The following is a 25,629-nucleotide window of genomic DNA, read 5'->3' on the forward strand; positions in this document are numbered from 1 at the left end:
CTCGACCACCGCTGATAAACCTTCGCTTCACCAGCTGGCGAACCACAGATCAACCCGCCTTCTCCGTGCGAGTCATGACGCGAGGTCCCTGACCATGGTCGAAAGAGTCCCACCGCCCTCAGCCCAGCCACGCTCACGTCTGCGAATCCTCCTGGCGTCCGGCACCGCCGCCCTTGCTCTGGCGGCCGGGTCCGTCGTGCCGGGCATCCCCCTCGGAGCCGCGCCCCAGCAGGCGCAGGCCGCCGACAGCGGCAACAAGACGCTGACCGTCGCGGTCGCGCAGAGCGTCGACTCCCTGAGCCCGTTCCTCGCCCAGAAGCTGCTGAGCACCAGCGTCTCCCGGCTCATGTACGACTTCCTGACGAACTACGACCCGAAGGACAATCACGCCGTCCCGGGTCTCGCCACCAAGTGGGAGCCGTCAGCCGACAAGCTGACGTGGACGTACACCATTCGGAGCAATTCGAAGTGGTCGGACGGCCAGCAGGCCACCGCCGAGGACGCGGCCTGGACGTTCAACAAGATCATGACCGACGAGGGCGCCGCCCAGGCGAACGGCAGCTTCGTCACCAACTTCAAGAAGGTGACCGCCCCCAGCCCGACGCAGCTGGTCATCGAGCTCAAGGAACCGCAGGCCACGATGGCCGCGCTCGATGTGCCGATCGTCCCCAAGCACGTCTGGGAGAAGGTCGAGGACTTCTCGAAGTTCAACAACGACACGGCCTTCCCGGTCGTGGGCAACGGGCCCTTCGTACTGAGCGACTACAAGGTCGACCAGTACGTGAAGCTCAAGGCCAACAAGGACTTCTGGCGCGGCAGGCCCAAGTTCGACGAGCTGGTCTTCAAGACGTACAAGGACCAGGACGCCGCAGTCGCCGCGCTCCGCAAGGGCGAGGTCTCCTTCGTCGCCGGCTCGCCCGCGCTGACGCCCGCCCAGGCCGCGTCGCTCAAGGGTGACGCCAACATCAAGGTCAACGAGGGTCCGGGCCGCCGCTTCTTCGCGCTGGCCACCAACCCGGGCGCGCAGACCAAGGACGGCAAGAAGTTCGGCAACGGCAACAAGGCGCTGCTGGACCAGAAGGTCCGTCAGGCGCTGTTCCTGTCGATCGACCGCAAGACGATCATCGACAAGGTGTTCCAGGGCCACGCCGTCGAGGGCCAGGGGTACATCCCGCCGCGCTTCTCGGAGTACAGCTGGCAGCCGTCGCAGAGCCAGAACCTCGCCTACGATCCCGCCAAGGCGGGAAAGCTCCTGGACCAGGCGGGTTACGAGCTCAAGGGCGGCAAGCGCGTCGGCGAGGACGGCAAGGCGCTCGACCTGCGCATCCTGTGCCACGCGACGGACCCGAACGACAAGGCGATCGGCAAGTACCTCAAGGAGTGGTGGGGCAAGCTCGGCGTCGGCCTCAAGGTCGACTGCCTCGACGACGTCTCCGTGCCCTGGTACGCGGGTGAGTACGACCTCGCCTTCGACGGCTGGTCCGTCAACCCCGACCCGGACTTCGTCCTCGGCATCCACACCTGCGCCGCCCTGCCGACCAAGGCCAAGGCGAGCGCGGCCACGGACAACTTCATCTGCGACAAGACGTACGACGAGCTGTACAAGAAGCAGCTCGCCGAGTACGACACCGCCAAGCGGGCGGACCTCGTCGGGCAGATGCAGTCGTGGCTGTACGACTCCGGGTACATGAGCGTCATCGCGTACCCGAACGCGGTCGAGGCCTACCGCACCGACCAGATCAAGTCGATCACCACGATGCCCGAGGCGGCCGGCAACATCTACGGCCAGGACGGGTACTGGAGCTGGTGGTCGGCCGTTCCGGCCGGCAGTGGCGACGGGGAGGGTGACAGCGACTCCGGTTCGAGCTCCACGGGGATCGTCATCGGCATCGTCGTCGCCGTGCTGGTCCTCGCCGGTGGCGGGTTCCTCATCTCCCGGCGCCGCCGCACCACCGCGGACGACCGCGAGTAGTTCCACGGCCCGCGGGTATTTCCCGCGGACGGGATGAGAGCGGTCGGCGGCGGGGCCCGGGCAGCCGGGCCCCGCCGTCCGATCCCTCTAAGTGCAGCACGAGTAACGAGAGTTCCCATGACAGCTGACAGCACTCCGGCGCTCGTGAAGCAGGCGGACGCGGACACGGAAGGCCCGGCTCCGGTCGGCTCTCCGGCCGCCCGCGGCCCACGGGCGCGCAACACCCAGGCCTATCTGAAGTACGTGGCCGCCAAGATCGTCGGCGCGGCCGTCTCGCTGTTCGCCGTACTGGTCACCAGCTTCTTCCTCTTCCGGCTCATCCCGAGCGACCCGGTGAAGCAGATGACGGGCGGACGCCGTGTGTCCGCCGAGCAACTCGAGTCACTGCGTCACCAGTTCGGTCTCGACCAGCCGATGTGGCAGCAGTTCACGACGTATGTGGGCGACGCCCTCACCGGCGACTTCGGCACCTCGTTCCAGTACCACGCCCCGGTCATGGACAAGATCACCGAGGCGCTCCCGGCGACCCTGCTCCTCACCGGAACGGCGTACGTCCTCTACAGCGCGCTGGGCATCTGGCTCGGCACCCGTACCGCCTGGCGCAACGGGTCGAAGAGCGACCGGTTCAACACCGCGCTGGCGCTCACGCTCTACTCCGTGCCCTCGTTCTGGCTCGGTCTGCTCCTGATCATCGTCTTCTCCGTGGGCGTCGGACCGATCCCGGGCATGTTCCCGACCGGCGGGCTGGAGTCGGGCAACGAGTCCGGCTTCGCGTACGTGCTCGACGTCGCGCACCACATGGTGCTCCCCGTGATCACCCTGGTCGCGGTCGGCTACGCGCAGACGCTCCTCGTGATGCGCTCCTCGCTCCTCGACGAGATGGGCAGCGACTATCTGACGACGGCGCGCGCGAAGGGGCTGCGCGACGACACCGTCCGCCGCCGGCACGCCGTCCCCAACGCGATGCTCCCGACCTTCACGCTGATGTTCGTCAACCTGGGCCATGTGGTCGCGGGCCAGATCCTGGTGGAGACCGTGTTCTCCTGGCCGGGCCTCGGCGGACTCTTCTACCAAGGGCTGAGCGTCCCCGACCTTCCGCTCGTCCAGGGGCTGTTCTTCGTCTTCGCCACCGCGGTGATCCTGGCGAACACCCTGGCCGATCTGCTGTATCCGCTGCTCGATCCCCGGGTGGGCCGATGACGACCGAATCCATGCCCGCGTCGACGCCGGGGGCGAAGGCCCCCGCGCCCGAGGAATCCGGGCCCGAGGAGGCCAGGAGCCCGGGCGCCCTGGCCCGGGCCCGCAAGCGGCGTTCCATGGCCCGGTTCTGGCGGGAGTACCGCAGCCACCGGGGCGGGCTGTGGGGCCTGGCCGGGCTCGTCCTGATCGCGCTGATCGCCGTCTGCGCGCCCGTACTGACCGGCGCGGACGCGCAGAGCGTCACCGAGGCTCCGGGCGGGGCGCTGGAGTCGCCGAGCGCCGAGTTCCCGCTCGGAACCGACCAGTTCGGACGCAGCGTCCTCGCCCTGCTGATCTGGGGTGCGCGCGTCTCACTGACCGTGGGGCTGCTCGCGGCGTTCCTCTGCGTGGCCATCGGTACGGTCGTCGGGATCGTCGCGGGGCACTTCCGCGGCTGGTACTCGACGGTCCTGATGCGCGTCACCGACTGGTTCCTGGTGATGCCGACCCTCGTCCTCGCGATCGCGCTCGCCACCGTGATGGACCGCTCCCTGTGGACGGTCATCATCGCCATCGGCGTCACGACCTGGCCGACGACGGCCCGGCTGGTGCGGGCGCAGACCCTTGCCGTGGAGTCCCGCCCGTACATCGAGCGCGCCCGCGCACTGGGCGGCGGGCACGGGCACATCATGCTCCGGCACGTACTGCCGAACGTGATGCCGCTGGTGCTCGCGCAGACCACCCTGGTCATCTCCAGCGCGATCCTGACGGAGGCGACCCTCGCCTTCCTCGGCCTCGGCGACCCGACCATCACCTCCTGGGGCGGCATGCTCCAGGACGCGCGCGAAGCCGGCGCCGTGAGCGCGGGCGACTGGTGGTACCTGGCACCGCCCGGCATCGCCATCGCCCTGGTGGCCCTGGCGTTCACGCTGTGCGGCCGCGCCATCGAGACCGTCCTCAATCCCAAGCTGGGGGTGGCCCGTTGAGCACGACGAGCATCCGCAAGACACCTCTCCTCGAGGTACGCGATCTCACGGTGACGTACGCCGGAGGGGCCCAGGCGGTCCGCGGCGTGAACCTCGAGGTCGACGCGGGCAGGAAGCTGGGCATCGCCGGGGAGTCGGGCTGCGGGAAGTCCACGCTGGCGCTCGCGCTGCTGCGACTGCTCCCCGCGGGCACGAAGGTCACCGGCGAGATCCTGCTGAACGGCGAGGACGTCCTCGCCATGAAGTGGGGTCAGGTCAGGGCCGTGCGGTGGGCGGGCGCCTCAATCGTCTTCCAGGGCGCGATGCACTCGCTCAACGCGGTGCACCGCATCGGGGACCAGATCGCCGAGCCGATCGTCCTGCACAAGAAGACGACGCAGGCCGCGGCACGCAAGCGTGCCGGTGAGCTGCTGGAGCAGGTGGGTCTGCCCGCCGCCCGGGCGGACGCCTATCCGCACGAGCTCTCCGGCGGGCAGCGCCAGCGCGTGATGATCGCGATGGCGCTCGCCTGCGACCCGGGGCTGATCATCGCCGACGAGCCGACGACGGCCCTCGATGTGATGATCCAGGCCCAGATCCTGCGGCTGATCGAGCAGTTGGTCTCCGAGCAGGACCTCGGTCTCATCATGATCAGCCATGACCTCGCGGTGCTCTCGGACACCTGCGACCGGCTCGCGGTGATGTACGCGGGACGGGTCGTGGAACAGGGCCCGGCGTCCGAGGTCTACGAGCGGGCGCACCACCCGTACAGCAAGGCCCTGTCGGGTGCCTTCCCGCGGATCGGCGACCCGGCCTCACGGTTCGCCCCGCGGGGGCTGCCCGGCGATCCGCCCGACCCGTCGGCGCTGCCGGCCGGCTGCACGTTCCATCCGCGTTGCACGGTGGCCCTGGACTCCTGCACCACGCAGGACCAGGTGCTGCGGGTGGCGGGGCCCGGGCGGGAGGCCGCCTGTGTGCTGGTGGGCCCGGAAGGGGCCGCGGCCCCGCAGGGCGCCGAGGAAGCAAGGAGCACATCATGACCACCACGGACCTGCTCAGTGCGCGGGATCTCCGGATCGCTTTCCCCGGAAGGCACGGCGCCGATCCGGCACGTGCCGTGGACGGGGTGGACCTGGACATCCGGCCGGGCGAGATCGTCGCCCTGGTCGGTGAGTCGGGGTGCGGGAAGACGACCCTGGCCCGTTCGCTGCTGGGTCTGGTTCCACCGACGGGCGGGCAGGTCACCTTCGACGGGAAGCCGCTCGACTACGGGAGCCGTGCGCTGAAGGCGTACCGCAAGCGGGTCCAGCTGGTGCTCCAGGACCCCAGCGGTTCGCTGAACCCGCGGCACACCGTGTACGACGCGGTGGCCGAGGGCCTGCGGATCCACCGCTACCCGGGCGACGAGCGGAAGGCGGTGGCCGACGCGCTGTCCCGGGCCGGTCTGCGGCCTCCGGAGCGTTTCTTCCTCCGCTACCCGCACGAGCTGTCGGGCGGCCAGCGGCAGCGGGTCGTGATCGCGGGCGCCCTGGTCCTGGAGCCGGAACTCATCGTCGCCGACGAGCCGGTGGCCTCCCTGGACGCCTCGGTGCGCGGTGAGATCCTGGCGCTGCTGCTGCGGCTGCGGGACGAACTGGGTCTGTCCGCGCTGGTCGTCACGCACGACCTCGGTCTCGCGTGGAACATCGCGGACCGGGTGGCGGTGATGTATCTCGGCAGGATCGTGGAGACGGGGGAGGTGGAGCAGATCCTCACGGCTCCGCAGCATCCCTACACCCAGGCGCTGTTGTCGGTGCTGCCGGAGGCCGAGGGCGAACCGGTGGTACTGACCGGTGAGCCGCCGGACCCGTCCAAGGTGCCGTCGGGGTGCCGCTTCCATCTCCGCTGCCAGGTCCTGGCCTCGGGCGAGGCGGAGCGGGCGGGTGTCGCGGACGCCTGCCGCACGAAGGACCTGCCGGTGCTCGCGGGCGGCGGCGAGACCCAGGTGGCGTGCCATTGGGCGGCGGTGGCGCAGCCGTAGGGAGTGTGGCGGTGGGAGTGTCCGGCGGGCGGGTCCTCGGCTTCGGGGGCCCGCCCGTTACCGCTGTCCGTGATGGTGGATGGCACCGGACAGTTCGCCGAGCGGCCGCCCGGTGCCGCCCCACCGGTGCTGGATGATCTCCGCGGCGATCGAGACGGCCGTCTCCTCCGGCGTCCGGGCGCCCAGATCGAGCCCGACCGGCGAGGCGAGCCGGGCCAGGTCGGCCTCGCTCACACCCTCGTCCCGCAGCCGGGCCAGCCGGTCGTGGTGGGTGCGCCTGCTGCCCATGACCCCGATGTAGGCCGCCGGCGTGCGCAGTGCGGCGACCAGGAGCGGCACATCGAACTTCGGGTCGTGCGTGAGCACGCACAGGACGGTGCGCGCGTCGACTTCCGTATCCGCCAGATACGTGTGCGGCCAGGCGCGGATCACCTCGTCGGCGGTGGGGAAGCGTTCGCGGGTCGCGAAGGCCGGGCGGGCGTCGCACACGGTGACCCGGTAACCGAGGAAGGAGCCGATGCGGGCGGTGGCCGCCGCGTGGTCGATGGCGCCGAAGACGATCATGCGGGGCGGTGGCGCGTACGTCTGGATGAAGACGGACACGTCCTGCATCCTGCGTTCGCCGTGGGCCCCGTACCGCTGACGGCCGGTCGCCCCCTGGGCCAGGAGACCCCGGGCGTCGTCGGTGACCGCCGCGTCGAGCCCTTCGTTGCCCAGCGATCCCTCCGCGCCGTCCGCCCGAACGACCCGCCGCGCGCTCGCACGGCCCTCGTCGGGCAGGAGCGTGGCCACGGCGACGGGTTCTCCACGTGCGACGGTCTCACCGACATCCCGTAGCCAGGTCCGGTCGCCGGGCGCGGCGAAGGGCGCGACGAGGACATCGATGGTGCCGCCGCACGTCAGGCCGACGCCGAACGCCTCGTCGTCGCTGATCCCGTACGACCGCAGCTGCGGGGTCCCGGTGGCGAGCACCTCGCCGGCCACTTCGTATACCGCTCCCTCGACGCAGCCCCCGGACACGCTGCCCGCCACCGTGCCGTCGGCGGTCACGGCCATCATGGCCCCGGGCGCCCGGGGAGCGCTGCCGCGGACGGAGACGACCGTCGCCAGCGCGAAGGGCGTGCCGGCGTCGTGCCAGGCGCGCAGTTCCGACAACAGTTCACGCACGTCACGAACCTCCTCGGGGCCGGTGGACCGGGCCCAGGCGGCGCTCCTGGAGCAAAGCCTGAGCACTCAGATAACGAGCACTATGGATTATGCACCGAATCCCGTCGCACGGACGCCGTCAGCGCCTCACGGTCCGGCGGAGTCTGCTCGGCCGTCTCCAGTGAGCGTTCGAGCTTGCCGAGCAGCTGACTCAGCCGGCGCCGCTCGGCGTCGGACAGTTCGGCGAGCATCCGCTCCTCGTTGGCGAAGTGGGCGACGGCGACCACATCGACGACCTCGACGCCCCGCTCGGTCAGGCATGCGTACACGACCCTGCGGTCCTTCGCGTCGCGCTCCCGTGTCACCAGCCCGGCCTTCTCCAGCCGGTCCAGCCGCAGGGTGATGCCGCCGGTGGTGACCAGGGCGATGTCCGCGAGCTGACCGGCGGTCTGCCGATATGGCGGCCCTGACCTGCGCAGAGCCGCCAGCACATCGAAGGAGGCCATGTTCAGGTCGAAGCACTCGAAGAGTTCGGACAGCAGTCCCTGGTATCGCAGGAAGCTGCGGTGGAGCCGGCCGAGCACCTCCATCGGCGAGGCATCCAGAGTGGGCAGTTCGCGCTTCCACTGCTCGAGGACGAGGTCGACCGCGTCAGGGCGGCCGGATGCTCTACGGGTCATGTGCGGTGGGAGGACGGTGCGGTGCCGCGCCCTCGCGCCTCCTTCCGGACACACCGCGCCCGGCGCAGCGGTGAGGTGTTCACGATACAACCGGAGCCCGCCTCCAGGTCCCCGGTCCCGGAAGCCTCCGTAACGTTTAAGCACTTAGTCATTGACCGCTAAGGCACTTCTTCCTAGGGTCACCGCAACTCCTGTTCGCGGAAGGATCCCCATGTCAATCGTGGCCAACGGCCCCGCCGTGAGCTCCGTCTCGGCCAGACTCGAACGCCTGCCGAGCTCTCGCTGGCACATCAAGGTCCGCACACTGATCGGCACCGTCACGTTCTTCGAGGCGTTCGACCAGTTGCTGACCGCCTCCGCACTGCCCGTCCTGACCGAACAGTGGAAGCTGAGCACCGGCCAGGGCACCATGATCGTCACCAGCGGTTCCGTGGGCATGCTGCTCGGTGCGCTCGTCGCCGGCTGGCTCGGGGACCGGATGGGCCGGGTGAACACCGTCGCCCTGGGCGTCGCCGTGACCGCGCTGGCCAGCCTCGCCGTCGCGCTCTCCCCCGGATTCGCCCTGTTCACGCTCTTCCGCTTCGTTCAGGGCCTCGGCATCGGTGGTGTCGTGCCGGTCGCCGCCACGTACATCAACGAGATCGCCCGGGCGGATCACCGGGGCCGCTTCGTGCTGCTCTACGAGCTCATCTTCCCGGCCGGCCTCGCCACGGCCACGCTCGTCGCGAGCTGGGTGGTGCCCAGCTTCGGCTGGCGGGTGATGTTCGTGATCGGCGCCCTGCCCGTACTCCTCGTCGTCGTCCTGCGCCGCCAGGTGCCGGAGTCGCCCCGCTGGCTGCTCTCCCGGGGACGCGTCGCGGAGGCCGAACAGGTCATCGCCCGGATCGAGAAGGACGTGGCGAAGTCGACCGGAGCCGCGCTCCCCGACCCCGGCCCGGCGACAGCCGTCGAGACCTCTCGGGGCGGGCTGCGGGATCTCTTCACGGGCCGCTACCTGCGGCGCACGGCCGTGGTGTCGGCACTGTGGTTCGTCGCCTACTACGTCAACCACGGCATCGCCACGTGGCTGCCCTCCCTCTACACCAAGGAGTTCGGTCTCGATCTGCGCACCGCGCTCAATTACGCGCTGCTGAGCAATGTGACCGGCCTGATCGGCTGTCTCCTGGTCGCGCTCGTCATCGACAAGGCGGGGCGCCGGGTGTGCCTGACCGTCGGGCTGGGCGGGGCGGCCGTCGCCCTGCTCTCGCTGGCCGTCTCCGGCGCCACGTCAGGCGGCCAGGTCGCCGTGTGGGCCTCGGTCACGACGCTCTTCGTCTTCGCCACCAACGTGAGCCTCTACCTCTACACCCCCGAGCTCTACCCGACCCGGAGCCGGGCGCGCGGGGCCTCCTTCGGCGGGGTGTGGAACCGGCTGGGAGTCATCCTCGGACCGATCGTGGTCGGCGCGATCATCAGCTCGGGCGCCGGCCTGACCATGGTCTTCACCCAGCTGGGCTGTGTGGCGGCAGTGGGCGCGGTGATCGCGCTCTTCGCCGTGGAGACCAAGGGGAAGACGCTGGAGGAGCTCAACAGCTGACACGTGCCGCTACGGCTCCGGCCGGGACCGCGTGACAGCGGTCCCGGCCGGAGCCGTAGGGACGGGGCAAGTCGTCAGCCCCGGTCGTACGCGGAGATCAGCTCGCTGCACCGCTTCACATCGGCGGCCATCGCCACGAGCAGATCGTCGATCGAGTCGAACTTCAGCATGCCGCGTACGTACGCGAGGAAGTCCACGGCGACGTGCAGCCCGTACAGGTCGAGGCCGACGCGGTCGATCGCGTACGCCTCCACCGTCCGCTCCGTGCCGTCGAACTGCGGGTTGGTGCCGACCGAGATCGCGGCGGGCATCGCCTCGCCGTCCACATGCAGCCAGCCCGCGTACACCCCGTCGGCCGGGATCGCGGTGTGCGGCAGGGTCTCCACGTTCGCGGTGGGGAAGCCGAGTTCACGGCCGCGCTGCGCACCGCGGACGACGATGCCCTCGACGCGGTGCGGACGGCCGAGGATCTCCGCGGCGCCGGCCACGTCCCCCTCGGCGACCAGGCGCCGGGTCAGGGTCGAGGAGAACGGCTCGCCTCCGCCGGCCTCGCCGCGCACCCGCAGGTCGATGACTTCGACCTGGTAGTCGTAGGTGTCGCCGAGCTCGGTGAGCAGCTGCACGTTCCCGGCGGCCTTGTGGCCGAACCGGAAGTTGGGGCCCTCGATGACCAGCTGGGCGTGCAGCTTGTCGACGAGCACCTTCACGATGAAGTCGGCCGGAGCGAGCTTGGAGAACTCGGTGGTGAACGGCAGGATCAGCACCGCGTCCACGCCGAGCTCGGTCATCAGTTCGGCGCGGCGGTGGTGCGGGGCGAGCAGCGGCGGGTGGCTGCCGGGCCGGACGACCTCGCTGGGGTGCGGGTCGAACGTGACGACGACCGACGGCACCCCCAGCTCGCGGGCCCGCTCGACGGCCCGGCCGATGATCAGCTGGTGTCCGCGGTGCACCCCGTCATAGGAGCCGATGGTGACGACGCTGCGTCCCCAGTCCTGGGGGATGTCCTCCAAGCCACGCCAGCGCTGCACTCTGACCGCTCCTCGCCCGAACCTGTGTACGTGGGTTTGTCTCTTACGCAGGTCTAAGACTGCCATGCTCACGCCCTGCGGCCTGCATCGGCATGGTCATCGGGGCTCCGAGGGCCTCAACCGTCCGCCGGGCGCTGGGGCCGATGACCGCGGCCCACTCCTGCGGGGCGTCGGCCAGCCACTCGATGACCAGGCCGCCGAACCCGGGCACGTCCCGGGCGAGGGCGACCAGCAGACGGTCGAACAGTCCGGCCCCTTCGGTGGTGCGCACCAGCAGCATCCCGGTGCGGTGCACCAGCGCCCGGGTGCGGGCCGGTGACCGCCCCGCGCAGCCGGTCGCGGCGGCGCGCAGCAGTGCCTCCAGCACGATCGGGTCCCGATGGGCACCGCCCTGCTCGAAGTCCAGCAGCACTTCCAGCAAGGTGTCCCGAAGCTGCTGGGACGCCGGGCTGCCGGGCGAGGCCAGTACCCCGGCGAGCGCGCCCCGGACCGGCGCCGGCGCCGGGCGGTCCCGGAGCAGTCCGGTGAGCAGCGGAAGCAGCAGGGCCCGGGCGGCGGGCCCGTGCTCCAGCCTGCGGTCGAGGTAGGCGGCGGTGTGCGAGGTGTCCCCGGGGTGGCTGTCGACATAGGCGCGTACGAGCCCGGCGCTGTGCAGGGCGAGCGCGGGGGCATCGATCCCGGCGAGCGCGCGGAGCACCTCACCCGCGCCGTCCCCGGGCCGTACGAGCCGCGCCCGGTACGCGGCCAGCACCGGCTCCGGATGGGTGGGCAGTGCGACGGCGAGCGCTCCGGCGGACACCTTCGGCCCGTCCGCGGCGAAGGCCCGCAGGGCCTGCGGCAGATAGCGGTCCCGGGTCTGCGGATCGGCCACGAGCAGGGCGAGCACGGGGCCGTGCAGATCGCTGTCGGCCGGGCGGGCCAGCAGGGCGAGGGCCGCCCGGCGCACCAGGGCACGATCCGTGTCCCGGCTCAGATACGGGGCGACGAGCGCCCCGTAGGAGGCCGCCGCGATCCGGCGCGACCGACGGTCGTCGTCGCGTGACCACCGCTCGACGGCCCGGCAGAGCGCCGTCGGTTCGTCCTCGGCCAGCGCGGCGAGGAGCTCATCGGCACGGGGGTGGCCGGACGAGACGAGCGCGTCGGCCAGATCGTCCGCGGCGAGGTCGCGGCGGGCGTGGAGGAGCGCCTGCGCGGCCGCCGCGACGGTGGGCCGCGGGACGAGGTCCACCTCGGCCGCCAGCGGGCGCTCATCCGTGAACCAGAGGCACAGGAGCGGCTGGAGCGTACGCGGCTGGGCGGCGAGCCGTCGGGCCACGGCGTCCAGGAACCGGCCGCCGTCGCCCTCGGATTCGGCGCCCGGGGGCCCGTCGGCGGGGACGAGGCGGCGGAACAGGTCCATCCGGTCCGCCTCGGGCAGCCGCAGCCGCCGCCAGAACCAGGGCCCGAACTCGGCGTACGCGCCCCGCGGACCGGACCCGCCGGCATCGGCCGAGCTGCGGACGATGCGGCCGGCGAGCAGCCGGAGCACCCCCAGGTGCGGCCGGGCGTCGGGAACCCGTAGCAGCGTCTCGGACAGCAGGTGCGCGGCCCACCACCGCGCGTCGGGGAACGGCGGGCCGGTCTCCCCCTCCTCGGCGTGTGCCGTCTCCCCGGCCGACAGCCGCTCCAGCGCCTCGATCAGGTCGGCCAGCCGGTGGGCGAGCGCGGCAGGGCCCTGGCGGCGGGCCAGGAGGAGGAGTGCCTGGATCACCGGGCCGATCCGGTGGCGCGGCACGGGGAGGGTGTGCGGCTGCTCCCGAGCGGGAGCCCCCGGTGCGGCCGCCCCACCCGGGCGGCGGGGGTGGGGCACCCGGCCCTCGCCCTCCACCGCCACCGTGTCCGCGTGCCAGCGGTGCACCAGCGCCCGCAGCGCCGCGTCCAGGTCCAGATGCGCCCCCTGGACCCAGTCACCGAGCTCCTCGTGCGCGAACCGGTACCCGGCTCCCGCCGGGATCAGCAGCCCCTCGGTCAGCACCGCCGAGGCCCAGCCCGCGCGCCACGGGAAGACCTCCTCGAACGCGGCCCTGTCCAGCTCCCCCTGCCCGGGTCCCAGGCAGCGCCGGGCCGCCTCGTGGACCTGGCCCGCCACCCGCGCCGCCAGCCGCCGCACCGCCGCACCGTGGGGCGCGGGGTGCCACTGGGCGGCGATCCGGACCGCGATGCGCAGGCACATGAGGTCCAGGTGGGCGCCGAAGACCTCTTCCGTGTCGGGGCGCCCCGGGGTGTCCGCCGGCAGGGCCCCTCGCACCTCCGCGAGCAGCCGCAGTGTGAGGGGGTGCCGGTCGTGGCCGACGGCGAGCGCGTCGGGTGGCAGGGCGTACCGCTCCCGGGCCCCTTCGGCCTGGCCCGCCGTCAGGTCGCCGATGCGGACCGCCGGGGGGAGCCGCCTGGCGGGGCGGGCCGGTCGGTGCAGTGTGCCGGGCGGGTGGAGCGCGCCCGCGGTCTCCCAGTGCTCGGGCCTGCAGGCGACGACGAGGCGCGCCCCGTGCTCCCGCAGCCAGTGGGCCGTGCCCTCCGTCCACCGGGCCAGCCGGTGGGCCAGGACGGGCGGCATCTCCTCCGGGCCGTCCAGCAGGACGAGCAGCGGGCTGCCCGCGTCCGCGGCCAGCCGGGCGACCCGCTCGGGGGTGGCGGTCGCCATGTCACCCATGGCTCCGGCGGCGGTGACGATGCGGCCGGCCTGTCGGAGGGCGCGGGCGATCGCGTCGGCGAGGGAGGTGTCGTCGGCCAGCAGATCGGCACCGCGCAGCCACAGGGTGAGCGCGGGTACCGGGCCCCGGGCGCGTCGTGCGGCGAGCGCGGCCAGTTCGGTGGTGCGGCCCGTGCCGGGCGCCCCGACCAGGCCGAGGACCACGGCGGGCCCTTCGTCGCCCTCCGGCCGGGCGGCCGATGCGAAGTCGTCGGACTCCGCGAGGACCTCGGGCCGTACCACCGGATCGGGCCAGGCACTCGGGCCGCCTGCGGAGCCGACCGACATGGCGGTGAGCTGGAGCGCCCCCGCCGCGTTCAGATCGACTCCGTATCCGGGTACCCCCGTCGCGTTGCGCCGCAGCAGGTCGGCCAGCGGGCCGTCGCGGTCGGGGCCGGCCAGCGGCACCGCACAGCCCGCGGCGGCGTGCCCGGTGCGCAGCGCCGTACCCAGGACGGCGATGACAGCGCCGGTGTCCGGGTCGGACACCGGCCCGCCGACGGCCGCCCCGCCGAGCCTGAGCGCATCGCTGCCGTCCGTCCCGAGGGCCAGTTCCAGCACCCGGCCGATCGTGTGCGTGCGGCCGCCCGCGGTGTACGTCACCGAGGTCGGACCGAGGACGCGTGCCTGCCGCCGGCCGTGCGCGGCGATGGTCACATACGTACCGGCGTCGATCCGCTCCCGCGAGGCGATCGGCAGGGCCGGCACGCCGAGCGTCTCGGGTCCGTCGGTGGGCAGGAGCGCAAGATCGAGCTCCGGCAGTGCGGTGATGTCGTGGGACCGGACGCGGCAGGTGCGGCCGTCCGCGCCGTGCAGCACGACGTGAGGGAGGCCGTCGACCGCTTCGTGACTGGTCACGACCGTGCCCCGGTCGTCCGCGACGAAGCCTGTCCCCCGCGGGCGGCCCGCCGGATCGCACAGTCGTACCAGCGTCGCCCGGTCCCCGCATCCCATGATCCGACGTTAGGGCGGCGGTGATCGGCACGAGAAGCGATCGGGGTAAAAGCGCCCCGTTTGCACCCCCGATTCACTCCGAGCGCCTGCCCGTTGGGGTGAATCCGGGGCGTTCACCGGACAGGATCCGGTGGGGGGCGTGGAGCGGGCACAGGGGCCCTGGCCCGCTCCACGACGGGGTCCCCCGCAGGTCAGGCGAAGACGGCGAGGCTCTTGGCCTTGCCCTTCTCCTCCTCGACGAGGACCAGGAACCGCCCGTCGGGCCCGAAGACCGCGACCGGACCCGGCGGATACGCGGGCATGTCGAGCCGCACGCCGTTGAGCAGCAGTTTCGCCCGCCTCTCGTCGACGTCCCACCGGGCGAACGCCGATGCTGCGGCCTCGGCCACCGGCATCACGACCAGCTCCTCCTGGTGCTGGTCGAGCGTCCGCGCGGCATCGAGACCGTACGGACCGACGCGGGTGCGCCGCAGGGCGGTCAGATGCCCGCCCACGCCGAGCCCGGCGCCGAGGTCACGGGCGATGGCCCGGATGTACGTACCCGAGGAGCAGACCACCGAGACGACGAGGTCGACCACCGGGGTGCCGTCCTCGGCCACGGCCCCGCGGACGTCGTAGACGTTGAAGGACGAGATGGTCACCGGCCGGGCCGGGATCTCGAACTCCTCGCCGCCGCGCACCCGCGCGTAGGACCGCTTGCCGTCGATCTTGATGGCGCTGACCTTGGAGGGCACCTGCATGATGGCGCCGGTCAGGGCGGCGACCCCCGCGTCGATACCCTCGCGCGTCACACCGGAGGCGTCGGTGGAGGAGGTGATCTCGCCCTCCGCGTCGTCCGTGACGGTGTCCTGGCCGAGCCGGATCGTACCGAGGTACTCCTTCTCGGTCAGCGCGAGATGCCCGAGGAGCTTGGTGGCCTTCTCGACGCCGAGCACGAGCACGCCGGTCGCCATCGGGTCCAGCGTGCCGGCGTGACCGACCCGGCGGGTCCGGGCGATGCCGCGCATCTTGGCGACGACGTCGTGCGAAGTGAAGCCGGACGGCTTGTCGACGATGACGAGCCCGTCCTCCCCGCGCCTGCCGCCACCCCTGCCCGGGGTCGCCGCGTTCCCGCTGCCTTCCCGGGGGGTGTTGTTCTGCGTCATGCGGAAGGTGAGTCCTCGTCCTCGTCCTCCGGCTTGCGGTACGGGTCCGCGTCGCCCGCGTACGCGGCGCCCGAGGACGCCTCGCGCACCTTGGCGTCAGAGGCCCGTACCCGGTCGAGGAGGTCCTCGATCGCCTTGGCGTTCTCGGGCAGCGCGTCCGCCACGAAGGAGAGGGTGGGGGTGAACTTCGTCCCCGCCGCGGAGCCGACCGCGGAGCGCAGGATGCCCTTGGCGCTCTCCAGGCCCGCCGCCGCGCTCGCCCGCTCCTCGTCGTCGCCGTAGACCGTGTAGAAGACCGTGGCCTCCCGCAGGTCGCCCGTGACGCGGGTGTCCGTGATGGTCACGTGCGTGCCCAGGCGGGGGTCCTTGATCCCACGCTGCAGTTTCTCGGCGACCACCTCCTGGATGAGGTCCGCCAGCTTCTTAGCCCGCGCGTTGTCGGCCACTGGTCCGTCTCCTTCTCGCTCTGTACCGACCGGGTCCGGGGGGCGGCGTCGCCCACCCACCGATCCCGGTCGGTCCTGCTCAATCGTCTTCGTCGCTGTGCAGCCGCCGCCGTACGGACAGCAGTTCCACTTCCGGCCGGCCGGCGACCAACCGCTCGCACCGGTCGAGCACGTCTGTGAGGTGTCCGGTGTCCCCGGAGACCACGGCGAGGCCGATCTCGGCCCTGCGATGGAGGTCCTGACCGCCCGTCTCCGCCACGCTCACCGCGTACTTGCGCTGGAGCTCGGCAACGATCGGACGGACTATGGAGCGCTTCTCCTTCAGCGACCGTACGTCGCCGAGAAGCAGATCGAAGGACAGTGTCCCCACATACATGTATGTCCGGATGTCCCGCCGGTTCGGGTTCGCGCCCCGCCGGTGATTGGCAGGGACACAAGAACCGTACACGGAACGGCCGGGGCCGATCGACGGAAATACGTCCCGTCGACCGGCCCCGACTGTTGAGGTACGGGTCAGCCTCGCGGCTTCTCGCGCATCTCGTACGTCGCGATGACGTCGTCGATCTTGATGTCGTTGAAGTTTCCGAGGTTGATACCGCCCTCGAAGCCTTCGCGGATCTCGGTGACGTCGTCCTTGAAGCGGCGCAGACCGGAGATGTTGAGGTTCTCCGCGATGACCTTGCCATCGCGCAGCAGGCGCGCCTTGGTGTTGCGCTTGACCTCGCCGGAGCGGACCAGCACACCGGCGATGTTGCCCAGCTTGGACGAGCGGAAGATCTCGCGGATCTCCGCCGTACCGAGCTCGACCTCTTCGTACTCCGGCTTGAGCATGCCCTTGAGGGCCGCTTCGATCTCTTCGATCGCCTGGTAGATGACCGAGTAGTACCGGACGTCCACACCTTCGCGGTCGGCCATCTGCGCGGCACGCCCTGCGGCGCGCACGTTGAAGCCGATCACGATGGCGTCGGAGCCGGTCGCCAGGTCGATGTCCGACTCGGTGACCGCACCCACACCGCGGTGCAGGACCCGGATGTCGACCTCTTCACCGACGTCGAGCTGGAGCAGCGAGGACTCGAGAGCCTCCACCGAACCGGACGCGTCGCCCTTGATGATGAGGTTGAGCTCCTGGACCAGACCGGCCTTGAGCGCCTCGTCCAGGTTCTCCAGGGAGAACCGGACACCCTTGCGGGCGAAGTTGGCGTTGCGCTCACGAGCGGCACGCTTCTCGGCGATCTGACGGGCCGTACGGTCCTCGTCGACGACCAGGAAGTTGTCGCCGGCACCCGGGACGTTGGTGAGACCCAGCACGAGGACGGGGGTCGAGGGACCCGCTTCCTCGACGTTCTCGCCCTTGTCGTCGAGCATCGCGCGGACTCGGCCGTACGCGTCGCCGACCACCATCGTGTCGCCGACCCGCAGCGTGCCTCGCTGGACCAGGACGGTCGCAACGGCACCACGGCCGCGGTCGAGGTGGGACTCGATCGCAATACCCTGCGCGTCCTGCTCCGGGTTGGCCCGCAGGTCGAGCGAGGCGTCGGCGGTGAGGACGACAGCCTCCAGAAGAGCCTCGATGTTGAGGCCCTGCTTGGCGGAGATGTCGACGAACATCGTGTCGCCGCCGTACTCCTCGGCCACCAGACCGAACTCGGTGAGCTGACCGCGCACCTTGGTCGGGTCCGCACCCTCGACGTCGATCTTGTTGACCGCGACCACGATCGGCACGTCGGCCGCCTTGGCGTGGTTCAGCGCCTCGATCGTCTGGGGCATCACACCGTCGTTCGCCGCCACCACGAGGATCGCGATGTCGGTGGACTTCGCACCACGTGCACGCATGGCGGTGAACGCCTCGTGACCCGGGGTGTCGATGAAGGTGATGCGGCGGTCCTCGCCGTTGACCTCGGCACCGACCTGGTACGCACCGATGTGCTGCGTGATGCCGCCGGCCTCGCCCGCAATGACGTTCGTCTTGCGGATCGCGTCCAGCAGTCGGGTCTTACCGTGGTCGACGTGACCCATGACGGTCACGACCGGCGGACGGGAGACCAGGGCCTCTTCGCCGCCCTCGTCCTCGCCGAACTCGATGTCGAAGGACTCGAGCAGCTCGCGGTCCTCCTCCTCCGGGCTGACGATCTCCAGGACGAAGTTCATCTCGTCCGCGAGGAGCCTCAGCGTCTCGTCGGAGACGGACTGCGTGGCAGTGACCATCTCGCCGAGGTTCATCATCACGCCGACGAGCGACGCCGGGTTGGCGTTGATCTTCTCGGCGAAGTCGGTGAGGGAGGCACCGCGCGACAGCCGGACGGCCTGTCCGTTGCCGCGAGGCAGCATGACGCCGCCCACCGACGGGGCCTGCATGGCCTCGTACTCCTGGCGCCTCTGCCGCTTCGACTTGCGACCACGACGCGCGGGACCGCCGGGGCGGCCGAAGGCGCCCTGCGTGCCACCACGGCCACCGGGACCACCGGGACGGCCACCGAATCCGGGACGACCGCCGAAGCCGCCGCCACCACCGGGACGGCCTGCGCCGCCACCGCCACCGCCGCCACCGGGACGACCGGCGAAACCGCCGCCACCGCCACCGGGACCGGCCGGACGGCCTGCGAAGCCGCCGCCACCGGGACGGCCTGCGCCGCCACCGCCGCCGGGACGGCCGCCGCCGCCACCGGGACCACGGCCACCGCCGGGGCCACCACCGGGACGCGGGCCGGCAGCGGGACGCTGCGGCATCATGCCCGGGTTCGGACGGTTACCGCCGGCGCCGGGGGCGCCGCCGGGACGAGGAGCCTGCGGGCGCGGCATGCCGCCCGGAGACGGACGTGCGCCGCCCTGACCCTGCGGGCGCGGGGCGCCGCCGGGGCCGCCCTGCGGACGCGGGGCGCCGGGACGCTCCTGACCGCCACCGGGACGCGGGGCGCCACCGGGACGGGGCGTCTGCGGACGGGCCATGCCCGTCGAGCCGCCGGAGGTGAAGGGGTTGTTGCCCGGACGGGGACCGGCCGGACGTGCGCCGCCGGGACGCGGTGCGCCCTGGCCCGCGGGGCGTGCGGGGCGCTCGGCGCCACGCTCTCCACCGCGGCCGCCGTCACGCTGGCCACCGTCACGGCCGCCGTCGCGCTGACCGCCGGCCGGAGCCGGACGGGCCGCTGCGGGACGGGGACCCGGGGTGGCACCCGCGGGACGCGGGGCCTGCTGCTGCTGCGGCGCCGCCGGCTGGGCCGGAGCCGGAGCCGAGAACTCGGCTGCGGGCACCGGGGTGACCGGGGCGGCCTTGGGCGCCGGCTTGGGGCCCGGACGCGGGCCCGCGGACGGCGCGGAAGGTGCGGCGGGGGTGCTGCTCGGGGCCTCGGCGGCGGCCGGCTTGGGGGCCGGGGCGCCGGGCTTCGGGGCAGCAGGACGTGCCGCAGCGGCCGGGGAGGGCGCCGCGGGCTTCACAGGGGCGGCCTTACGGGGCGCGCCAGGCTTTGCAGCGGACTTGCCGGCGTTGCCGCCGGGCCCCTGCAGTGCGTCAGTCAACTTGCGTACAACCGGCGCCTCGATCGTCGAGGACGCCGAACGTACGAATTCACCGAGTTCTTGGAGCTTGGCCATGACGACCTTGCTCTCAACCCCGAACTCCTTGGCGAGTTCGTATACCCGGACCTTAGCCACTTCGCTCCTTTTAGGTCCGGGTTACCGCCGGACCGTCGCTACTTCATGGGCGTACTCATCGCGTACTCATCGAGTGCTCATCGCAATCTCGACCTACTTCCAACTCGCGAGGTACCTGACCGCACGGGGACCCGTGCCGTTCAATTTCCTACGGTGTCACCCGCTCGACGAACCGCTGCACCGCAGCGGGGTCGAACGGCCCCTTGGCCTTGAAGGCCCGGGGGAAGGCCCGGCGGCGAACCGCCAGGTCCAGACAGACAGAGACGGGGTGTACATATGCACCCCGGCCGGGCAGCGTACCGCGAGGATCAGGGACGCATGCGTCCCCGTCCACCACGATGCGCAGCAGCTCGCTCTTGGCCGCTCGCTCCCGGCATCCCACACAGGTTCGCTCGGGGCAAGCGCGGGCGTGCGTCCGGCCAGACACGTTTAAGTCTACCTCCCCGCACCGACCTCACCCCTTTGGGGTAAAAATCGAACGGATGTTGTCGTGATCTCAGCGGCGTGTCGACGAGATCTATTCCTTGTCACCCCGTCGGCCCGGTCCTGGCAGGGCCCGCCCGGGCCGTCGGGATCCGCGTCCGGTCAGCGTCGCTCGGAGCGCTCCCGGGCCCGCTCGGCCCGCTCGCGGTCCGCGACGTCGCGCTCGGCGTCGGTCTCGGTGTCCGGGCGGATGTCGATGCGCCAGCCGGTCAGGCGGGCGGCGAGACGGGCGTTCTGCCCCTCCTTGCCGATCGCCAGCGACAGCTGGTAGTCCGGCACGGTGACCCGCGCCGAGCGCGCTCCGAGGTCAACGACCTCGACCTCACTCACCCGTGCGGGCGACAACGCGTTGGCGACCATCTCGGCCGGGTCGTCCGACCAGTCCACGATGTCGATCTTCTCGCCGTGCAGCTCGGCCATGACATTGCGCACACGTCCGCCCATCGGGCCGATGCAGGCGCCCTTGGCGTTCAGGCCCGAGCGGGTGGAGCGGACGGCGATCTTGGAGCGGTGGCCGGCCTCGCGGGCGATCGCGCAGATCTCGACCGACCCGTCGGCGATCTCCGGGACCTCCAGCGCGAAGAGCTTCTTCACGAGGTTGGGGTGGGTCCGCGAGAGGGTCACGGACGGGCCGCGGACACCCTTGGCGACACGCACGACGTAGGTGCGCAGCCGCAGGCCGTGGGTGTACTCCTCGCCCGGGACCTGCTCCTGCACCGGGAGGATGGCTTCCAGCTTGCCGATGTCGACCAGGACGTTCTTCGGGTCCTTGCCCTGCTGGACGACGCCGGTCACGACATCACCCTCGTGGCCCGCGTACTCGCCGAACGTCCGGTCGTCCTCCGCGTCGCGCAGCCGCTGCAGGATGACCTGCTTGGCGGTGGTCGCGGCGATCCGGCCGAAGCCCGACGGGGTGTCGTCGAACTCCTTGGGCTGCTGGCCCTCCTCGAGGTCCGCCGGGTCCTCCTTGGCCCACACGGTCACATGGCCGCGCTCGTCCAGCTCCACGCGCGCCCTGCGGTGGCTGCCGTCCGTGCGGTGGTAGGCGATGAGGAGGGCCGACTCGATCGCCTCGACGAGCACGTCGAACGGGATCTCCTTGTCCTGCGCCAAGCCCTTCAGCAGCTTCACATCGATGTCCACGGCTACGCCTCCTCTTCCTTCTTGTCCTTGCGGTTGAATTCCAGCTCCACGCGCGCCTTGGCGATCTCGTCGAAGGCGATCCGGCGGGACGTGGGTTTGCGGCCCTTGACGCCCGGCACTTCGAGATCCAGGCCCTCTTCGTCGACCGCGAGGATGCGGGCCACCAGCTCGCCGCCCTCGTTCAGGGTGAGTCTGGCCAGGCGGCCCGTGGCACGTACGTAGTGGCGGTGCTCCGTCAGCGGGCGGTCGGCACCGGGAGAGCTGACCTCCAGGACGTACTCGTCCTCGCCCATCGCGTCGGTCTCGTCGAGCTTGGCGGAGATCGCGCGGCTCAGATCCGCACAGGCGTCGAGCTCCACGCCTTCCTCGGAGTCCACGACGATCCGCAGCACCCGGCGACGGCCGGCCCGGGACACTTCGATCTCTTCCAGATCCAGCTGCTCGGCGCTGACGAGCGGTTCTACCAGCCCGCGCAGCCTCTCGCTCTGGGTGGTGCTCATCCGGGTGACTCCTCGGCCGCGTGTGCTGTTGTGGGGATCGTCGCGTGTCTGGTCAAAGGGTATCCGGTCCCAAGGGGTGTTGCTGTCCGTCGACCCCCTGGGCGCGAGTACGCTCACCAACGGTGATCACTTCCGGACAGATCCAGTCAAGACAGGTCCAGGCCCGAAGGAGAACAAGTGCGGCGCACGGGGACGACGCGCAGGGGAGCGCTGACCGCGACGGGAGCGATCGCCATGGGGGCGGTGCTGGCCGGCTGCGGCAGCGGCAGCGATGACGAGAGCGCCGCGCGCGGGGGATCCGCACGGGCCGACGCGCGGACCGCGGCCGACCGCGCGTCGGCGGGCCGGGCAGAGGCCTCGCTCCGGGCGCAGGCCCGCGGCGTGAGCACGTCGCTGGTCGCCCAGTACGAGGCCGTGGTCAGGACGCATCCGGCGACCGCGGCCGGCCTCACTCCGCTCCGGGACGCCGTCCGCGCCCACATCACGGCCCTCGGCCCCGGCGACGCACTCGGCTTCGTCCGGACCCGGCCCGGCACCGGTGACGCCCGGACGGCGGTCAGGGACCTGGCCGCGGCGGAACACCGTGCCGCGGCCTCGCACACCGAAGCGCTGATGAAGGCTCCGCCGGAGCTCGCCAGGCTCCTCGCGTCGGTCGCGGCGGCGGCCTCGGCCCACGCCTATCTGCTGACCGAGCTGGCCAAGGAGACGAAGGCATGAGCGAGGACCGGACGCTGGAGGCCGCGCAGGCGGCACTGGCCGCCGAGCACGCGACCCTGTACGGCTACGGGGTGGCGGGCGCCCGGGTCGCCGCGGACCGCCGCGCCGAGGCGACCGCCGCGCACCACGCCCACCGGGCCCGGCGCGACGCACTGGTGCGGACGGTGCGCGACCTGGGCGGTGAACCGGCGGCCGCGGGCCCCGCGTACGCTCTGCCGTTCGCAGTACCGGACGCCGCCGCGGCCGTGCGCCTCGCCGCCGTGCTCGAGGACCGGGTCGCGGATGTCTACTCCGACCTCGTACGGGCCTCGGAGGGGCCGTTGCGGCGGTCGGCGGCCGACGCCCTGCGGGAGGCCGCGGTGCGCGCGGTCCGCTGGCGCGGCAGCGGCGTACCCTTTCCCGGGCTCGCCGAGCGGGCCGCGGACGGGTCCCGTACCGACGGGACCGCCGAGAAGGACGGGACGACCGGGGACCGCGCGAAGGCCGGGTCCGACGCGCAGGCCGGAACCGGCACGACGCACTGAAGCAGGCTCTGAAAGGGAACACGGCACGTATGGGTTTTGAACCGCCGCAGCGTCTGGTGCGAGCGCTCGGCGAGTCGTACGGGGATACGGCCGCCGGGGACTGGCTCGCGGGGCTTCCCGGGCTGTCCGAGCAGGCTCTGGCCGCGACCGGACGGGAGATGACCGTGGAACGGGTCGCCGCCCCGGGCGGGCGCAGCAGTCTGGTCCTGCTGGTACGGGATGCCGAGGGCGCCCCGGCAGCGCTGAAACTCGCCCCCGCCGGGGCGGATCCCGAGCTCGAAAGGGCGGCGCTGGCGCACTGGAACGGCTGGGGCGCGGTGAAGCTGATCGCTTCCCCCGACGAGGCAGCACCGTCGAAGGCCGCAGGTGGCGCGCTGCTGCTGGAACGGCTGCACCCCGAGGTGTCGCTGCGCTCGCTTCCGGAGGCGAAGGCACTGCTGGAGGCGGCCGGAACGGTGCGGAGGCTCTGGGTCGAACCGCCCCCGGCGCATGCCTTCGAGACCGTCGCCGGGCGGACGGGGCTCCGCATCGACGCGATGCAGGCCTCCGCGGCGGCCGATCCCGCCCTGGAACCCCTGGTGTCGGCGGCCCTGGCGGCACGCGCGGAACTTGTCGCCCACTCCCCCGAGACCCTGTTGCTGCACGGCAACTTCCGGCAGAGCAAGGTGCTCTCGGGTGAACGCGCGCCCTGGCTGACGGTCGGGCCGGAGCCGGTGGTCGGCGAGCGCGCCTACGATCTGGCACGGCTGGTCCGGGACCGGGTCGAGGACCTGATCGCCTCGTCCGGTGGTGCGATGACCGCCCGGCGCAGGATCAAGAAGCTCGCGGACGCGCTGGAGGTGGACCGTGAACGGCTGCACGCCTGGACGCTGTTCCGCGCGGTGGAGTCAGGGACCCGGGCCCTTGCGGCCGGGCGCCGCCAGGAGGGCGAAGTGACGCTGGAGTTCGCGGGCTGGCTGTAGTGCCGCACACGGCAGGGGCCCCGTACGGACGTCGTCCGTACGGGGCCCCTGCGCTGTGCTGCGGAGCGGTCAGCCCTGCTCGATGAGGCGGGCGATCGCCTCGTCGACCGTGAGCTCCTCGCGCTCGCCGGTGCGGCGGTCCTTCAGCTCCAGGACGCCCTCGGCCGAGCGGCGGCCGGCGACCAGGATCTTCGGGACACCGATGAGCTCGGAGTCGGTGAACTTGACGCCGGGCGAGATGCCCGGGCGGTCGTCGACCAGGACGCGCAGGCCGGCGGCGTTCAGCTTCTCGGAGACGTCGAGGGCGAGCTCCGTCTGGAGCGCCTTGCCGGCGGCGACGACGTGGACATCGGCGGGGGCGATCTCGCGGGGCCAGCACAGGCCCTTGTCGTCGGCGGTCTGCTCGGCGAGTGCGGCGACGGCGCGGGAGACGCCGATGCCGTACGAGCCCATCGTGACGCGGACGGGCTTGCCCTGCTGACCGAGCACGTCGAGGGAGAAGATGTCGGCGTACTTGCGGCCGAGCTGGAAGATGTGACCGATCTCGATGGCGCGGTCCACCTGGAGCCCGGCGCCGCAGTTGGGGCAGGGGTCGCCCGCCTCGACGACGACGACGTCGAGGTAGTCGGTGACCTCGAAGTCGCGGCCCGCGACGACGTTCTTCGCGTGCTTGCCCTCCTTGTTGGCCCCCGTGATCCAGGCGGTGCCGGCGGCGACGCGGGGGTCGGCGATGTAGCGGACCTTCTCCAGGCCCTGCGGGCCGACGTACCCGCGCACCAGGTCGGGGCGGCCCACGAAGTCCTCGGCGGTGACGAGCTCGACGACGGCGGGGGCGAGGTGCTCGCCGAGCTTGCCGAGGTCGACCTCGCGGTCGCCGGGCACGCCCACGGCCACGATCTCGCCGTCGACCTTGACCAGGAGGTTCTTCAGGGTGGCGGAGGCCGGGACGCCGAGGTGGGCGGCGAGGGTCTCGATGGTCGGAGTGTCGGGGGTGTCCAGCTCCTCGACGGGGGCGGTCGCCGAGCCGTCGACCGGGGTGGCCCGGTAGGTCACGGCCTCGGTGTTGGCGGCGTAGTCGCAGTTCGGGCAGTCGACGAAGGTGTCCTCACCGGCGGGCGCGGGGGCGAGGAACTCCTCGGAGGCGGAGCCGCCCATGGCGCCGGACACGGCGGAGACGATGCGGTGGTCGAGGCCGAGCCGCTCGAAGATCCGGATGTAGGCGGCGCGGTGCAGCTGGTACGCCTCGGCGAGACCCTCGTCGGTGGTGTCGAAGGAGTACGAGTCCTTCATCTGGAACTCTCGGCCGCGCAGCACGCCGGCACGGGGGCGGGCCTCGTCGCGGTACTTGGTCTGGATCTGGTACAGGATCACGGGCAGGTCCTTGTAGGACGAGCACATGTCCTTGACGACCTGGGTGAAGATCTCCTCGTGGGTGGGACCGAGGAGGTAGTCGGCGCCCTTGCGGTCCTTGAGCCGGAACAGCAGGTCGCCGTACTCGTCGTACCGGCCGCTCGCCTCGTACGCCTCCTTGGGGAGCAGCGCGGGCAGCAGGACCTCCTGGCCGCCGATGGCGTCCATCTCCTCGCGGACGACGCGGGTGATGTTCTCCAGGACCTTCTTGCCGAGCGGCAGCCAGGACCAGATGCCGGCCGCGGTGCGGCGTACGTAACCGGCGCGGACGAGGAGCTTGTGGTTGAGCGTCTCGGCGTCCGCCGGGTCGTCGCGCAGTGTCTTGATCATCAATCGGGACATGCGCTGGACCTGGGCCATGATGAACTCCTGCTCGGAAGGGTGATGTGCAGGAGGTTAGCCG

General features: G+C 71.8%; 21 protein-coding genes. 9 read left to right on the forward strand and 12 right to left on the reverse strand.

Features of this window, described 5'->3' with window-relative positions; all coding sequences use genetic code 11:
• Nucleotides 1–94: 94 nt before the first annotated feature.
• From ABZ434_RS15020 to ABZ434_RS15040, 5 genes are all read left to right on the forward strand, one after another.
• Nucleotides 95–1,972, forward strand: a complete 1,878-nt coding sequence (locus tag ABZ434_RS15020; protein ID WP_359135638.1) for an ABC transporter substrate-binding protein — start codon at nt 95–97, stop codon at nt 1,970–1,972.
• Between the two features lie 117 nt (nt 1,973–2,089).
• The gene (locus ABZ434_RS15025; protein ID WP_359135640.1) at nt 2,090–3,172 is read left to right on the forward strand and encodes an ABC transporter permease; all 1,083 of its coding nucleotides are present in this window, start codon (nt 2,090–2,092) and stop codon (nt 3,170–3,172) included.
• Entirely contained in the window at nt 3,169–4,137 is a 969-nt protein-coding gene (locus ABZ434_RS15030; RefSeq protein ID WP_359135642.1) for an ABC transporter permease, read from the forward strand. The genes ABZ434_RS15025 and ABZ434_RS15030 overlap by 4 nt, the downstream gene beginning before the upstream one ends.
• Complete coding sequence (locus ABZ434_RS15035) at nt 4,134–5,156, forward strand: ABC transporter ATP-binding protein (protein ID WP_359135644.1); 1,023 nt, start codon at nt 4,134–4,136, stop codon at nt 5,154–5,156. The genes ABZ434_RS15030 and ABZ434_RS15035 overlap by 4 nt, the downstream gene beginning before the upstream one ends.
• Nucleotides 5,153–6,136 (forward strand): ABC transporter ATP-binding protein, encoded by a 984-nt coding sequence (locus ABZ434_RS15040; RefSeq protein ID WP_359135646.1) that lies wholly within the window; start codon nt 5,153–5,155, stop codon nt 6,134–6,136. Before ABZ434_RS15035 ends, ABZ434_RS15040 begins: the two co-directional genes overlap by 4 nt.
• Before the next feature lie 57 nt (nt 6,137–6,193).
• Here ABZ434_RS15040 and ABZ434_RS15045 read toward each other — a convergent pair whose 3' ends face one another.
• On the reverse strand, nt 6,194–7,303 hold the full coding sequence (locus tag ABZ434_RS15045) for an XdhC family protein (protein WP_359135648.1): 1,110 nt from the start codon (nt 7,301–7,303) through the stop codon (nt 6,194–6,196).
• A gap of 80 nt (nt 7,304–7,383) precedes the next feature.
• A complete protein-coding gene (locus ABZ434_RS15050; RefSeq protein ID WP_359135650.1) occupies nt 7,384–7,962 on the reverse strand; it encodes a MarR family transcriptional regulator in 579 nt (192 codons plus the stop codon).
• 211 nt (nt 7,963–8,173) lie between these two features.
• Between ABZ434_RS15050 and ABZ434_RS15055 the strand changes: the two genes are divergently transcribed.
• Nucleotides 8,174–9,538 carry an MFS transporter gene (locus tag ABZ434_RS15055; RefSeq protein ID WP_359135652.1) on the forward strand — a complete coding sequence of 455 codons (1,365 nt, stop codon included), beginning with the start codon at nt 8,174–8,176 and terminating at the stop codon, nt 9,536–9,538.
• A gap of 74 nt (nt 9,539–9,612) precedes the next feature.
• Here the strand turns inward: ABZ434_RS15055 and ABZ434_RS15060 are convergent, their stop codons facing one another.
• From ABZ434_RS15060 to rimP, 9 genes are all read right to left on the reverse strand, one after another.
• Nucleotides 9,613–10,566 (reverse strand): bifunctional riboflavin kinase/FAD synthetase, encoded by a 954-nt coding sequence (locus ABZ434_RS15060; RefSeq protein ID WP_359135654.1) that lies wholly within the window; start codon nt 10,564–10,566, stop codon nt 9,613–9,615.
• A gap of 43 nt (nt 10,567–10,609) precedes the next feature.
• Complete coding sequence (locus ABZ434_RS15065; protein ID WP_359135656.1) at nt 10,610–14,248, reverse strand: serine protease; 3,639 nt, start codon at nt 14,246–14,248, stop codon at nt 10,610–10,612.
• Nucleotides 14,249–14,439: 191 nt separating this feature from the next.
• A complete protein-coding gene (gene truB, locus ABZ434_RS15070) occupies nt 14,440–15,393 on the reverse strand; it encodes a tRNA pseudouridine(55) synthase TruB (RefSeq protein ID WP_359135658.1) in 954 nt (317 codons plus the stop codon).
• Nucleotides 15,390–15,839, reverse strand: coding sequence for a 30S ribosome-binding factor RbfA (gene rbfA, locus ABZ434_RS15075; protein WP_359135660.1), 450 nt, complete (start codon nt 15,837–15,839; stop codon nt 15,390–15,392). Before rbfA ends, truB begins: the two co-directional genes overlap by 4 nt.
• A 79-nt stretch (nt 15,840–15,918) precedes the next feature.
• The gene (locus ABZ434_RS15080; RefSeq protein ID WP_326739190.1) at nt 15,919–16,215 is read right to left on the reverse strand and encodes a DUF503 domain-containing protein; all 297 of its coding nucleotides are present in this window, start codon (nt 16,213–16,215) and stop codon (nt 15,919–15,921) included.
• 137 nt (nt 16,216–16,352) lie between these two features.
• Nucleotides 16,353–19,487 carry a translation initiation factor IF-2 gene (infB, locus tag ABZ434_RS15085; protein ID WP_359135662.1) on the reverse strand — a complete coding sequence of 1,045 codons (3,135 nt, stop codon included), beginning with the start codon at nt 19,485–19,487 and terminating at the stop codon, nt 16,353–16,355.
• A 148-nt stretch (nt 19,488–19,635) separates the two neighbouring features.
• A complete protein-coding gene (locus tag ABZ434_RS15090; RefSeq protein WP_176729335.1) occupies nt 19,636–19,914 on the reverse strand; it encodes a YlxR family protein in 279 nt (92 codons plus the stop codon).
• Nucleotides 19,915–20,072: 158 nt separating this feature from the next.
• Nucleotides 20,073–21,113: a transcription termination factor NusA gene (gene nusA / locus ABZ434_RS15095; protein WP_359135664.1), complete on the reverse strand. Its 1,041-nt coding sequence runs from the start codon at nt 21,111–21,113 to the stop codon at nt 20,073–20,075.
• Between the two features lie 2 nt (nt 21,114–21,115).
• Entirely contained in the window at nt 21,116–21,613 is a 498-nt protein-coding gene (gene rimP / locus ABZ434_RS15100; RefSeq protein ID WP_359135667.1) for a ribosome maturation factor RimP, read from the reverse strand.
• Between the two features lie 177 nt (nt 21,614–21,790).
• Between rimP and ABZ434_RS15105 the strand changes: the two genes are divergently transcribed.
• From ABZ434_RS15105 to ABZ434_RS15115, 3 genes are read left to right on the forward strand one after another with little or no spacing between them, the layout of a single operon-like run.
• Nucleotides 21,791–22,330 (forward strand): hypothetical protein, encoded by a 540-nt coding sequence (locus ABZ434_RS15105; RefSeq protein ID WP_359135669.1) that lies wholly within the window; start codon nt 21,791–21,793, stop codon nt 22,328–22,330.
• Entirely contained in the window at nt 22,327–22,854 is a 528-nt protein-coding gene (locus ABZ434_RS15110; RefSeq protein ID WP_359135671.1) for a ferritin-like domain-containing protein, read from the forward strand. The genes ABZ434_RS15105 and ABZ434_RS15110 overlap by 4 nt, the downstream gene beginning before the upstream one ends.
• 29 nt (nt 22,855–22,883) lie before the next feature.
• The gene (locus tag ABZ434_RS15115) at nt 22,884–23,816 is read left to right on the forward strand and encodes an aminoglycoside phosphotransferase family protein (RefSeq protein WP_359135673.1); all 933 of its coding nucleotides are present in this window, start codon (nt 22,884–22,886) and stop codon (nt 23,814–23,816) included.
• Nucleotides 23,817–23,885: 69 nt separating this feature from the next.
• Here ABZ434_RS15115 and ABZ434_RS15120 read toward each other — a convergent pair whose 3' ends face one another.
• Entirely contained in the window at nt 23,886–25,586 is a 1,701-nt protein-coding gene (locus ABZ434_RS15120; RefSeq protein ID WP_359135675.1) for a proline--tRNA ligase, read from the reverse strand.
• Between the last annotated feature and the right edge of the window lie 43 nt (nt 25,587–25,629).

The sequence above is a fragment of the Streptomyces sp. NPDC005761 genome (assembly GCF_040630635.1).
Classification (GTDB): Bacteria; Actinomycetota; Actinomycetes; order Streptomycetales; family Streptomycetaceae; genus Streptomyces.